This window comes from Clostridium sp. (assembly GCF_016650035.1).
Taxonomy (GTDB): domain Bacteria; phylum Bacillota; class Clostridia; order Clostridiales; family Clostridiaceae; genus Clostridium_AD.
Genome location: NZ_JAENWM010000052.1, coordinates 14,173 through 27,514, shown reverse-complemented (window position 1 = coordinate 27,514; position 13,342 = coordinate 14,173). Strand labels below are relative to the sequence as shown.

The window sequence follows — 13,342 nt, the reverse complement described above, 5'->3', positions numbered from 1 at the left end:
CTACGGCTTTTTTAAAATAATGTGTAAAAAAGTCTTTTTGTTATGCCTATAATTAATTTGAGTATAATTCGTTATCCAGATACATATTATTATTTCCTAAATGTGGATATTGTTAATTATTGTTTTCCGACTATACTCTTAATATTATAATTTCTAATTTAAATAAACCGCTGTATAATAAGTTTTTATAGTTTAAATTTTTGAACCATATTATTTAATTTCTCTGCTAATATGGCTTGGTTTTGAGAAGCTTTTGAAATTTCGTCGATTGACATAACAGATTCATTAATACTTGCTAATATTTCTTCTGAGCTAGCCACTGATTCCTCAGCAGTAGCGGATACATTTTCGATTGCTTTATTAATCTCCGATACAGTTTCATTTACTATATTCATTGAAGCTCCAATGTTCGACGATATTTCATTAAACTGCGTAGCATCATCACCATATTGCTTACTTATATCTACAAAAGATACATAATCAGGTTTGATTTTATTATCCATAAAGCTCAATATATCCTGAGTATTAATAGAAAGGTTTTGGAAAGCTTTTTCAACTTTGGTCGTTACCTCTTGAATCTTCTTAACTGTAGCTTCTGATGCTCCGGCTAATTTTCTTACTTCATCTGCAACCACAGCAAAACCTTTACCTTGTTCTCCTGCCCTTGCTGCTTCAATAGCTGCATTAAGTGCAAGGAGATTTGTCTGACTCGCTATGTCTCCTATCTCGTCTGCCATTATTTTAACTTCACTAACAACCATGCCATCTGTAATTGCTTTTAATATATTTTCTTGCCTCTGTGTATATAGAGTATTAACATTAATGGCACTATTTCTAATATTTTCTCTAATTTCATTTGCTTTTACTTCTATATTTTTTGCAGTTTCAGTTCCTTTATTGGCTCTTATCGTAACGTCATCCACATTATTCGAAATAGCTTAAGTTGTCGCATTTACTTCCTGCGTTGTGGCACTTAACTGTTCTGTTCCTAGAGATACTTGTTTTACTGACTCATTGACAATCTCCATTTTAGATGATGTTTCCTCCACATTAGCAGAAATAATATTTGAAGATTCTAATACCTCATAAGAAGCCCTTTTTAGTTCTTCAACAACCTTTATTAATTCGCCCCTTAAATCTACTAAGTTATTTCCCATAATACCTATTTCATCTTTACTCCTTAGCATTTGATTAAGGTTCTTATCATTATATGTTAAATCTAACTTAGCCAATTTACCTATGTAACTTGTTGCAACGTTTATTTGTTTAGATATTCTTCTACCAATAAATAATCCAACAATTACTGAAATTATTATTCCTATAATCATAATTAAAATAATGATGTATATTAAATTTCCGAGCACCTCTTGACTTGGAACTTTAACGCCCAGTATCTGACCATTATTCATAGTATAAAATCCCATAATCTGTTTCGTTCCTTCAAAAGTTGTTTCTAAAACTATCGACTTTTTACTGCTTAACTCGTCAGTTATAAATTTATATTTTCCATTTTCTAAAGTATTTAATTTATTTGTTGATTTACCACCAACTAAAAAAGTATAATCATTAGCCAATAAAAATGCAGATCCACTATCAGAAATTTTTGTGCTTAAAATTAGTTTTTCCAAACTTTCATATGAAATATCCATTCCAGCAACTCCAACTAATTCATCATTAGCGTATACAGGCATAGTATAAGATATCATGTTTATATTATCACTAGCTGAATCTATATAAGGTTTTGACCATATGCCTTTTTTAGCTTTAACAGGATTAAAATACCAAGACAACTCTTCATTTGTTTCCTTATAATCTTCTAGTAAATATGAATTGTTACTAATATTAGCTTGTTTTTTTTGATCTTCATAGTCATAAGCTACATCGTAAGCCTTACTCCCATCTGTAAATTTAGGATCGAAATTCATATATATCCCTACAAGACCAGTATTGCTATCACCTAAACTCTTCATTAGAGAGCTTAACTGCTTTTCGTATATATTCATATAACTTTGGTCTTTAACCTTTGAAACATCTATCGTTCCTAAAACTAATCCATTGAACAGCTCACTATAGCAATAACTATTTTAGTACTAATTTTATTTTTCACTGAAAATACCTCCTTGAAATGATTTTGTTTTTGAATAGAATTTAATTAATCTATTATATTATCGATTAGTTTTAAAAAATAACAATTGAATTGCATATTTCATTAAACTGCGTAACATCATCACCGTATTTCTTACGTATATCTATAAAAGATACATAGTTACTTTATCGTATATTTGATAAAGCTCCTTAAACATATCGAAAACAAATGTAAATCTTAGTCCTTAGCTTTTTTATATTAAAGTGATTTTAATTTAATATAAAATTAAGGTTTATAATTTATTTTAAAATAATCTTTAATTGCCATATAAATTAAACTATATTTGTATAAAAAACACATTTTTCATTAATTTTACAATTAACAAAAGGGACTTTTTTATCTTAAATTGTAAAACGAAATATTTATCTCTTATAAATATTCGGTAGAAATTGCGGCAATTTTTCTATAAATACAGTTGTATGTTTTATTTAACTTATTTCTAAAAGTAACACAATAGTAATTGTGTTACTTTTACATTGGCTATATTGATTATTCCTTAAAAAATTCAATATGAATGTAATATATTGTATTGACTTGTTACGTTGAATGTAAGTACTTAAATAATTTGGGGTACTTGTTATTTTTTTGATTATTATTGATTATATCTTAAAATGAATAAGGTTATTTAGTGATAAGATTTTAATATTTCAATAAATTTATTTAAGTACTCAGATAGATATTTATTTTTGTGATACACAACACTAAAATTTCTTTTGAAAGCAACATCGTTTATTTTTACTATTTGTATCGTACCTTTGGATAGTTCATCTTTAAGGAGCCTTTCTGAAATTACGGAAAGGCCATGTCCTGCTATAACTGCTTGCTTAATGGAATCCGAATTATTGCATACCCATTTTTCCTGTATAATAAGTTTAGCATTTTTCATATAATTTTCAAAAAGCTCTCTGGTGCCACTGCCCTTTTCTCTTAGAATAAAAGGCTGGTTATTAAGTTCAGATAAATTTATGGAAGTTCTTTTTGCAAAAGGGTTAGTTTTATTGCATATAAGTACAAGCCTATCTTTAATAACAGGTAGACATATTATTTCTTTACTTTTTACTTCACCTTCAACAAGACCAATATCTAATTCATTAATCAAAATTTTTGATTCTATTATACTGGTATTATTAATGAGAATTTGGGTTTGTATAGTTGGATATTTAGTATTAAAGCAATTTATTATATCGCTCATAACGCAAGCACCCACGGTAATAGTACCCCCAATTTTCAATAATGTATTAGAGCTATTTTTAATGGTTTCTTTCATTTCATTAAACAGAGATACAATATGTCTTGCATAACTTAAAAGCTGAGTTCCGTCGCCCGTTATATATAATTTTTTAGAAAGTCTTTCAAAAATTTTAATTCCATAAAAACTTTCAAGTTGTGAAATAGCTTGGCTTACTGAGGGTTGTGAAATATAAAGATTTTTAGCAGCTAAGCTCATGTTACAACAGTCTGCTACTTCAATAAAAATTGTAAGATGACGAATTGTCATATTAATCACTCCAATGTATAGGTAAATACCTATGATTATAATAATATTATAATATTTTACAATAGTTTTTTCAAGTGATAAAATAAGCGGAGTTAGTGGTTACAATAACAAAACAATGTTTAGGGGTGTAAATTGTGAATAAAGTTAGTGACGTAGAAATAAAAAGATTGAAGTCGATGGGTGTTTTAGAAAATAATGATGGAGTACATTTTTCAGCTAGAATTATAACTGAAAATGGTGTCTTGAGTTCAAGGCAGCTTAAAAATATTAGTGAAGCTGCAGAGAAGTTTGGAAATGGAAAAGTCGCATTTACTGTTAGACTTACACTTGAAATACCTGGAATTAAATATGAAAATGTTGAAGAGCTAAGAAATTATATAGCTAAAGAAGGAATGGTAACTGGAGGTACAGGAGCAAATGTTAGACCAATAGTTGCTTGTAAAGGAACTGTATGTACATTTGGAATTTTTGATACCCAAGCTATGGCTAAAGAAATTCATAGGGGTTTTTATGAAAAATACAATAATATAATACTCCCTCATAAATTTAAAATAGCAGTAGGAGGATGCCCTAATAATTGTGTTAAGCCTAATTTAAATGATTTTGGCATTATAGGGCAATTGATGCCTAAGTATAACATTAATAAATGTAGTAAGTGTAAGAAATGCTTAGTTGAAAGCACATGTCCTATGGGAGCGGCTAAATTTATTGATGGAACTTTAATCATTGACAAAGAAATTTGCAATAATTGTGGACGTTGTCTTGATAAATGCTATTTTGGTGCAATTGAAGAAGGTATGCAGGGCTACAAAATATATATTGGTGGTAGATGGGGAAAATCAACTCGTCATGGATCTCTCATTAATAAAATTTTTACAAAAGAAGAGATTATGAGTGTTCTTTTTAAAACAATTCTATTTTTCAAAGAAAATGCTTTTAAGGGAGAACGTTTTGGAAGTGCTATTGACAGAGTGGGGTTTGAATATGTTGAGGGAGAAATACTAGGTGATAAAATTTTACTAAGGAAAGATGAAATATTAAAGACACCCTTAAAGGTTAAAGGAGAAGAAGTATGATAATAAGAAAAAGCTTATCTTTTTTCTTATGCATAATGGTTATATTGGGATTTGCAGGTTGTACTAATAAAGAAAAGATTATAGATATGGGTAAAAATCAAACCATTTCTTTTACAGATGCAAGAGGGAATAAAGTAAATCTTAGCAGTAGTCCTAAAAGAGTGGTTTCACTATATGGCTCTTTTGCTGAAACTTGGCTACTGGCAGGTGGAGAACTTGTAGGAGTTACAGATGATGTAGTGAAAGAAAGAAAAATGCAACTAAAGAATAATGTAAAGGTAGTTGGGAATGTAATGGAACCTAATATTGAAGAGGTAATAGCCCTTGAACCTGACCTTGTAATATTATCTTCTGACATAGATACAGATATTAAAGTATCTGAAATCCTAAAAAAAGCTGGTATAAAATATGCTTTTTTTAAGGAAGATGTATTTGGTGATTATCTTAATATTTTAAAAAACTGTACTGAGATTACAGGGAGAAGAGATTTGTACCAAAAGAACGGATTAGCTGTAAAAAGTAAAATAGATAAGGTAATATCTAAAGTTAACCCTGCTAATAAAAAGCCAAGTGTACTTTTTATAAGAGCATTTTCTACTGGTGCTAAAGCAAAAGGTGATGATAATATTACTGGAGCCATGCTTAAAGACTTAGGAGCGGATAATATAGCTAGCCGTCACTCATCACTTTTAGAAGATTTAAGTATGGAGGAAATAATTAAAGAGGATCCTGAATATATTTTTATAACTACTATGGGCGATTCTGAAAAGGCTTTAGAGCAGTTAAAAACTACAGTTAAGTCAAACCCTGCCTGGAACAAACTTAAGGCTGTAAAAAATAATAGATATATAATACTACCAAAAGAAATGTTTCATTATAAACCCAATGCACTATGGGGAGATGCTTATGAATACCTTGCAAAAATTTTATATCCAGAAACATTTAGATAAGAATTCATTTGAATTTAAGATTATTACAATTTTAGGCTTAGTAGTTATTTTGATATTAGTATCACTACTAAGTATTTTTTATGGCTCTGTAGCATTAAATATTAAAGACATATTTAATGTTTTCATAAATGGTGATAATATATCCAAAACGTATATTATTATTTTTTATGTACGCATACCAAGAATTATTGCAGCGGTGCTTGCGGGGGCTTCCCTTGCTGTATCTGGGGTGATATTACAAGCGGTGCTTAACAATGCTTTAGCAGCACCCAATATTATAGGTGTTAATTCGGGAGCGGGTCTTTTTAGTATGATGCTTGTGGTATTTTTTCCACAGTATATTAAATATGTTCCAATAGCTGCATTTTTAGGGGCACTTTTTGCATCGCTTCTTATCTATTTTATAGCTTATAAAACAGGGGTATCCAGAGGGACTATTGTACTTGCGGGTATTGCAGTGGGCAGTTTTTTAAATGCTGGGATTCAGACAATTATCACCTTATATCCAGAGGCTTCTTTAGGTAATAATTCATTTATGGTGGGTGGGTTTTCAGGAATTACTATGAATAAAATTAAATTTGCTGTAGGTTATATAATTGTAGGATTAATTTTAGCCTATATCCTTAGTTATGATATGAATATTTTGGCTCTAGGAGATGAAATAGCTACTTCACTTGGCTTAAAAGTATCATTTTATAGATTTTTTCTTATTATAGTTGCTTCAATTCTTGCGGGTAGCGCTATTAGTTTTTCAGGCTTGTTAGGTTTTGTAGGTCTTATTATACCTCATTTTGCAAGGTTAGTTATGGGCACTGATAACAGATTTGTTATTCCAGTATCAAGTATTATGGGCGGAATATTTGTTGTAACTTGTGATTTAATATCAAGAATAATATTTGCTCCTTTTGAAATACCTGTTGGAATTATTATGTCTTTTATTGGAGGTCCCTTTTTTATATATCTTTTAATAAAACAAAAAAAGAGGTTAAGTATATGATTGAATTAATAGATGTTTATAGTGGATATAATGGAGTGGAAAAATTACATAACATTAATATAAAAATAAATAGGGGTACAATTACAAGTATAATTGGACCTAATGGGTGCGGTAAAACAACTTTGCTAAAGGTTATTTCAGGACTTATAAATCCCTATTATGGTAAAATATTATTGAATAATATTTCAATAAACAGTATAAAGAGAAAAGAGTTTGCAAAGAGTGTATCCATTTTGCCACAAACAAGGAATATTCCGAATATTATTGTTGATAGTATTGTAACTCATGGACGATTTCCTTACCTTGGATTTGCGCGTAAGCTATCAACAATAGATAGAGAAAAGGTAGAATACGCTATGGAACTTACAGGGGTAATAAAATTTAGAAATAAAAATTTACTAGAACTATCTGGTGGAGAAAGACAAAAGGTATATATAGCTATGATTGTAGCTCAAGATACTGATGTTATTTTTTTTGATGAACCTACAACTTATCTTGATATTAATCAGCAATTTCAAGTTATTAATCTTATAAAAAAACTAAATGAAAAGGGTAAAACTATTGTTATAGTTCTTCATGATATAGTACAAGCCTTAACTTATTCGCATAGGATTTGTGTTATGAATAAAGGTGAGATAAAGAGCTACGGTACACCTAAGGAAATTTTGGATAAAAGAGTTATTAATGAAGTGTTCGGCGTTAATTGTAAAAGAGTACATATTCAGGAGTCTTGTTATAGTTACTATTTATCTCAAAGGTAAGATTTTACTCTTCTGTTTGTAATCCCATTTATAAATGAGAATAATATATTGTTTTTTTAGAAAAGTATGATGTTTTCACTTAAAGTGCTTGATTTTTAGACTTAATAATAATATTATTATAAATAGACACAGGGGTTAAAAAATTAAATAATAGAATATAGGTTTATTAATATTAAAGGGAATCAGGTTAGAATCCTGAACTATCTCGTAGCTGTAATAGATGAATTTAAGTACATTATGTCACTCGGAAATGGGGAAGGCGTACTTAAATAATGATTCTTGAGTCAAAATACCTGCCTATATTTTGCGCCACAAACTCTACGAGTGATAGGGAGGTCCTAATATTGAAAATCTGTTTGTTGATTTTATATGATTAAACATAACTTTCAATCGTTTCCTTCTAACGCTTTAGTTAGAAGTTTTTTTGTTTTCTACACTGAAATTGGGGTAGAGGTTATTTTCTTTTTCCTTGGAGTATTCGTAGAGAGAACTAAAATATATTAAGTAAAGCACAGGATGTTGTGTTTAGGAGGTCCCAAATATGTTAAATGTTGTTAAAAGAGATGGACGAGAGGTTCAATTTGATTCGATAAAAATTACAAATGCTATAAGAGGAGCTGCGGACGAGATAGCTTTTAATTTAAAAGAAAGTGAAATTATAGAGCTAACTCAAAAAGTGCTAGAAAGAATAGAGGATTTGGACAAGCATCAACTTTCTGTGGAGGAAATTCAGAACATTGTTGAAGATAAACTTTTAGAAAATGGTCATAAGCCTATTGGAGTAGCTTTTTCTAATTATAGACGTGAACGCAACAAGATAAGAGAAATAAAATCAGACCTTATGAAAGTTATAAAAAAAATAGGAGTAGAGACAGATAGAGATAATGCTAATGTGGGCAATAATTTTAGTTCTAAGTTACTTAGAATTGCTAGTGAATCTAATAAATGGCATAATTTATCTATGATGCCTAAGCATTTAGCAAAAGCACATGAAAATGGTGACGTGTACTACCATGATTTAGACAGTTACAATTTAACTGTAAATTGTTTGCATATACCAACCAAAGAAGTTTTAGAAAGAGGTTTTAATACAGGCTACGGATATATAAGGAGATCAAAAAGGATAGAGTCAGCAGCAGAACTTTCATGTATTTTACTTCAATCAACGCAGAATGATATGTTTGGCGGCCAGTCGCATCCAGATTTTGATAATGATATGGCTACATTTATAGAGTATACAAGGCAGGAAATCAGACAAGAAATTAGAGAATTTGGTGTAGATGAAAATAAGATTAATGAGTTTGCAGAAAGTAAATTAAGAAGAGCTATAGAACAAGCTATGCAGGGTATAGTATACAACCTAAATACAATGCATAGTAGAGCAGGATCACAAGTTCCATTTAGTTCAATGAATATTGGAATTCCAGAATCTAAAGACGCAGCCCTAGTATGTGAAATATTTCTAACTGAATATGAAAAAGGACTTGGAAAAGGAGAACAACCAGTATTCCCGAATATAATTTTTAGAGTTAAAAAAGGCGTGAATAGGGAAAAAACTGATCCATATCACTATTTATATAAGCTTGCTTGCCGCGTTGCAAGTAAGAGAATGAATCCTACTTTTATGAATTTAGATGCCGATTTTAATAAATTCTACTACGACCAAGGAATTACACCAGCTACCATGGGATGTCGTACTTATATTTGCTCTAACGTAAATGGAGAGGCAGGAACAAAAGGTAGAGGTAATATTGCCGCTGTAACTATAAATCTTCCTAGACTTGGAATGTTAGCTAAGGGAGATGTAGATAAGTTTTATAGATTACTCTCCGTTAAGTTAGAACTTTCAAGAGAAGCGCTTATGCATAGGTATGATGTGCTTAAAAAATTAAGGGTTAAGGATTTGCCTTTCGTAGCGGGGCAAGGACTAATGCTTGGCAGCGAAGGACTCACACCTAATGATTCTATAGAACCTATTTTAAAGAATGGGTCATGGGCAATTGGATTCATAGGCCTTGCAGAAAGCATAGCTGCAATAACAGGGAGACATCATGGGGAATGCGCGGAGTCTAGAAAATTAGGAGTTGAAATAATATCCTATATAAGAAAATATACTGACAAGTTAATAGAGGAAACTAAACTTAACTTTAGCACTTATGCTACCCCCGCTGAAGGATTAAGTGGCAGATTTATACTTCAAGATAAATCAGTATTTGGTGAAATACAAGGAGTTACGGATAAGGAATACTATACAAATAGCTATCATATTCCTGTTGGGTACCCTATATCCATTACGGGAAAAATAGATATTGAAGCACCTTATCATAAATTATGTAATGGGGGACATATTAGTTATGTAGAACTTGATGATTATCCAACAGCTGAAATTATAATGGATATATTAGATTATGCATATAAGCAAACAAACATTAGTTATCTGGGAATTAATTTTCATATAAGATATTGTAAAGACTGTGGGAACTATCTCCAAAGCGGAGTTCAAAAATGTACAAAATGTGGGAGTCATAATATACAAGGAATTTCAAGAGTAACAGGTTACTTAAGTTTGGATGAGAGATTTGGTAGCGGAAAAACAGCAGAGAGAGCAGATAGAATTTCTCATACTGGTAATCATATAGCTACCTATTAAAAGGGGGTGCGCTTTAGTGAGACTTCAAATAGGTGGGTTTTTAGATAATTCATTAGTCAATGGATATGGAATGCGATCTGTAGTCTTTGTATCAGGATGTAAGCATAACTGTGAGAATTGCCATAATAGGGTTATGCAAGACTTTACATATGGGGATTCTGTTTCAATACATGATATTGTGCAGAAAATAAAAAATAATGATCCTATAATAAAAGGGATTACTTTATCGGGAGGAGAGCCTTTTGAAAGTGCGTTGGCTTTGTCAAAATTATCAGAGGTAGTAAAAGACTTAGGATTAAATATTTGGTGTTATAGTGGCTATACTTTTGAAGAAATAATAAATAGTGGAGATAGTGAAAAACTAAGGCTATTAAGTGTTATAAACGTACTTATTGATGGTAAGTTTGATGAAACATTAAAAGAAGGCGCTAGTAAGTACACAGGGTCATCCAATCAAAGAATTATCGATACTAGGAAAAGTATTTTAGAAAATAAAATTGTACCATGGAGTGAAGAATGAAATAAACAATTTGAATAAGTTTATTAAAAGTAAAAACCGCTTTACAAGCGAAATTAATTAATATTTATAAGTGTAAAAACCCAGTAACTGTAATAGTTACTGGGTTTAATTATTTTTTTTCATCATCAAATTTGTTCGCTTTTTCCTCTACAGCCGTATCATTAATATTACTAGTCATATTGGACAGGTTATACATAATAGCCATCTCGGTGTTTAAAACGCCACTATTGCTTTTATTAGCATCTAATCTATTAATTGATTTTTTTGCTTTTCCTAACTTTTTATTATTCATTATTCGTCTCCTTAAAGCACAAAAATTATACTACATATATCTAGTGCATTAATAATAGTTTACCCATTTTATTATAAAATATTGACTGGATTTACTTGTTATATTGTAGGGTATAAAAGAACTTTGTAAGAAAATTTAGAATTATGGCATATAATTCATTACAAAGTATGAATTATATGTTAATATAAATACATAAATATTTTAATTGTAAAAAAGTTCATAATATATTTTAAATTGTTAATCTCACACAATTAGGGGGGCATCATGGTATTTAAATTTTGGAATTTCAGGAAAAAAAGTAAAGATAAAGACAACAAAGATTCAAAAACAACAAAAGTTATTAAAAGTAAACGTGTAAAAGCGATATCTGATAATACCAAAAACGGAAATAACAATAAAAAAGGTCTGTCTATTAAAAGGAAGATACCAATTCTTATTGGAGTATTAATAATTGTAAGCATGGTTACAACTTCTATTTTTACGTATATAAAAGCATCAAGTATAATATTTAATCAAAGTAAATCTGAAATGATGTCAGTTAATAAAAGCGCAATAGAAACTATTTCCGTTATGATAGAAAAGAAACAAGCGCAGTTACAGGCTATAAGCAATTCTAAACGAATAGCGGAGGTTATTGAATTAAAGGATAAATCTGATGAAGATTCGATTAAACAATATAATAAGGTAATAAAAGAAAATAATGAAGATTTTGCTGCATATCTTTCTAATGAAATTGAAGGAATTTCTTTGGTTGATTTAAGTGGGAGAATAATATCAGACAGTAATGAGCCTTCTATAGGAAAAAATGTGGGTAACAAAAGTTATCATTCTGTTAGCGCAAATGGTGGACTAGATATAAGTGAAACTTTGAAATCTGATATAACAGGAAATTCAGTTGTGGTATTTACAAACCCTATAATGGATGAAAATAATAAAATACAAGGGTATATAGCGGTACATGTATATGCAGGTAGTTTTTCAGCTTATTTGGAAGATATAAGGGTTTCAAATAGTAAATCAAGCTATGCATATTTAGTTGATAAGGAAGGTATAGTAATTTATCATAAAGATAAAAATAAAATAGGAAAAGAAGTTGAAAATGCATCTATAAAAGGTATTGTTAAAAACATTAAAAATGGAGAAAAATCTGTAGCAGATTCCACCGAGTATAATGACCAGGGAGCTCAAAAGTTAGCATCTTATGGGTTTGTTCCAATTACACAATGGACATTGGTTATTACGGGAGATATGAATGAAATTAGACAACCAGTGAATACAATGACACAAAGGATTTTAATAATAGCTGGACTTGTAGGTTTATTTTCTATAATTATTGGTATAATCGTATCAAATGTTATAGTAAATCCATTAATAAAAGTAACTTTACTTGTGGACAAAACTTCTAAATTGGATTTAAGTGATGATGAGGGTACTGATAATTTAATCAAAAGTAATGATGAGATTGGAACTATATTTAGAGATATAGTTAATATGAGAAAAACATTAAAAGGTGTTCTAAAAGATTTAATTGAAGCCTCTGAAAATATAAATAATAATGCTAATATCGTTGAAAATCTTACGGATATATTAAAACTAAAAGCAGAAGAAAGCTCTTCTGAAACTGAAAGTTTATCAGCTGGAATGGAAGAGACAGCAGCTACAGCACAGGAAATTTCTGCATCTTCAGGTGAGATGAAAAATATGGTTAATAATATAGCTGATAAAGCTTCAGAGGGTACCAATATAGCTCAGAGTATTGTTAAAAAAGCAATGGGGATTACTGTTGGTACTGAAGGATCTAAGAGTGAAACTGATAAAGTTTATAATGATATAAAAAATGAGTTAGAAGTTGCAATAGAGGGATCAAAAGCGGTTGATGAAATACATAGCCTTGCATCTTCAATACTTCATATAACTAGCCAAACGAATTTACTTGCACTAAATGCTGCTATTGAAGCTGCTAGGGCAGGAGAAGCAGGGAGAGGTTTTGCGGTAGTAGCAGATGAGGTTAGAAAGCTTGCAGAGCAATCTGGAGCTACGGCGGCTAATATCCAAAATGTAGTTAAAAATGTAAATGCTTCAGTAAAAAACCTAGCTACTAGTTCTGCTAAAATGTTAGGTTTTATGGATAAAGAAGTTTCACTAAATTATGAAATAATTATGGGTACGGGAAAAGAATATATGGATGATGCGGAAAATTTCAATAAGTTTATGAGGGAATTTGATGAAACGGCACAACGTTTAAATATATCAATAAACGGAATCACAATTGCAATAGAGCAAGTAACCGGTACTGTTAGTGAAGGTGCAGAAGGCGTATTTAGCATATCGGATAAAAGCATTAACATAGTAACCAAGATGGAAGAAATAAAAAATACTACTAGTGGTAATAAGGTTAGTGCTGAAAAATTAAAAGAAATAACATCAAAATTTAAAATATAATAAAAAATAG

General features: G+C 30.3%; 11 protein-coding genes and 1 riboswitch. Of the genes, 7 read left to right on the top strand and 4 right to left on the bottom strand.

The annotated features are described in order from the left end of the window. Positions 1–185 precede the first annotated feature (185 nt). The 3 genes from JJD95_RS12745 to JJD95_RS12735 form a co-directional block, all read right to left on the bottom strand. Positions 186–923 carry a methyl-accepting chemotaxis protein gene (locus tag JJD95_RS12745; protein WP_291643406.1) on the bottom strand — a complete coding sequence of 246 codons (738 nt, stop codon included), beginning with the start codon at positions 921–923 and terminating at the stop codon, positions 186–188. A 15-nt stretch (positions 924–938) separates the two neighbouring features. Next, positions 939–2,003 (bottom strand): methyl-accepting chemotaxis protein, encoded by a 1,065-nt coding sequence (locus tag JJD95_RS12740; protein ID WP_291643405.1) that lies wholly within the window; start codon positions 2,001–2,003, stop codon positions 939–941. A gap of 768 nt (positions 2,004–2,771) precedes the next feature. After that, entirely contained in the window at positions 2,772–3,644 is an 873-nt protein-coding gene (locus tag JJD95_RS12735) for a LysR family transcriptional regulator (RefSeq protein ID WP_291643404.1), read from the bottom strand. 134 nt (positions 3,645–3,778) lie between these two features. Here JJD95_RS12735 and JJD95_RS12730 point away from each other — a divergent pair, with 134 nt between their 5' ends. The 6 genes from JJD95_RS12730 (at position 3,779) to nrdG (ending at position 10,598) form a co-directional block, all read left to right on the top strand. Next, on the top strand, positions 3,779–4,720 hold the full coding sequence (locus JJD95_RS12730) for a 4Fe-4S binding protein (RefSeq protein WP_291643403.1): 942 nt from the start codon (positions 3,779–3,781) through the stop codon (positions 4,718–4,720). Then, on the top strand, positions 4,717–5,670 hold the full coding sequence (locus tag JJD95_RS12725) for an ABC transporter substrate-binding protein (protein ID WP_291643402.1): 954 nt from the start codon (positions 4,717–4,719) through the stop codon (positions 5,668–5,670). The genes JJD95_RS12730 and JJD95_RS12725 overlap by 4 nt, the downstream gene beginning before the upstream one ends. Then, a complete protein-coding gene (locus JJD95_RS12720; protein WP_291643401.1) occupies positions 5,627–6,667 on the top strand; it encodes an iron ABC transporter permease in 1,041 nt (346 codons plus the stop codon). Before JJD95_RS12725 ends, JJD95_RS12720 begins: the two co-directional genes overlap by 44 nt. After that, positions 6,664–7,428, top strand: a complete 765-nt coding sequence (locus JJD95_RS12715; RefSeq protein WP_291643400.1) for an ABC transporter ATP-binding protein — start codon at positions 6,664–6,666, stop codon at positions 7,426–7,428. Before JJD95_RS12720 ends, JJD95_RS12715 begins: the two co-directional genes overlap by 4 nt. A gap of 142 nt (positions 7,429–7,570) precedes the next feature. Next, positions 7,571–7,744: riboswitch (cobalamin riboswitch) on the top strand. 225 nt (positions 7,745–7,969) lie between these two features. Beyond that, positions 7,970–10,078 (top strand): anaerobic ribonucleoside-triphosphate reductase, encoded by a 2,109-nt coding sequence (gene nrdD / locus JJD95_RS12710; protein WP_291643399.1) that lies wholly within the window; start codon positions 7,970–7,972, stop codon positions 10,076–10,078. A 16-nt stretch (positions 10,079–10,094) separates the two neighbouring features. Further along, positions 10,095–10,598 carry an anaerobic ribonucleoside-triphosphate reductase activating protein gene (nrdG, locus tag JJD95_RS12705; RefSeq protein ID WP_291643398.1) on the top strand — a complete coding sequence of 168 codons (504 nt, stop codon included), beginning with the start codon at positions 10,095–10,097 and terminating at the stop codon, positions 10,596–10,598. Between the two features lie 109 nt (positions 10,599–10,707). On the opposite strand, the gene JJD95_RS12700 is transcribed toward nrdG, so the two are convergent. Continuing rightward, complete coding sequence (locus JJD95_RS12700) at positions 10,708–10,890, bottom strand: hypothetical protein (RefSeq protein ID WP_291643397.1); 183 nt, start codon at positions 10,888–10,890, stop codon at positions 10,708–10,710. Between the two features lie 264 nt (positions 10,891–11,154). Here JJD95_RS12700 and JJD95_RS12695 point away from each other — a divergent pair, with 264 nt between their 5' ends. Further along, the gene (locus tag JJD95_RS12695) at positions 11,155–13,332 is read left to right on the top strand and encodes a methyl-accepting chemotaxis protein (RefSeq protein WP_291643396.1); all 2,178 of its coding nucleotides are present in this window, start codon (positions 11,155–11,157) and stop codon (positions 13,330–13,332) included. Positions 13,333–13,342: the final 10 nt, after the last annotated feature.

Coding starts and splice junctions, on each gene's coding strand:
- JJD95_RS12720 (WP_291643401.1), top strand. CDS start 5,627: ATGAATACCTTGCAAAAATTTTATATCCAGAAACATTTAGATAAGAAT.
- JJD95_RS12740 (WP_291643405.1), bottom strand. CDS start 2,003: ATGAATATATACGAAAAGCAGTTAAGCTCTCTAATGAAGAGTTTAGGT.
- JJD95_RS12695 (WP_291643396.1), top strand. CDS start 11,155: ATGGTATTTAAATTTTGGAATTTCAGGAAAAAAAGTAAAGATAAAGAC.
- nrdD (WP_291643399.1), top strand. CDS start 7,970: ATGTTAAATGTTGTTAAAAGAGATGGACGAGAGGTTCAATTTGATTCG.
- JJD95_RS12735 (WP_291643404.1), bottom strand. CDS start 3,644: ATGACAATTCGTCATCTTACAATTTTTATTGAAGTAGCAGACTGTTGT.
- JJD95_RS12700 (WP_291643397.1), bottom strand. CDS start 10,890: ATGAATAATAAAAAGTTAGGAAAAGCAAAAAAATCAATTAATAGATTA.
- JJD95_RS12725 (WP_291643402.1), top strand. CDS start 4,717: ATGATAATAAGAAAAAGCTTATCTTTTTTCTTATGCATAATGGTTATA.
- JJD95_RS12715 (WP_291643400.1), top strand. CDS start 6,664: ATGATTGAATTAATAGATGTTTATAGTGGATATAATGGAGTGGAAAAA.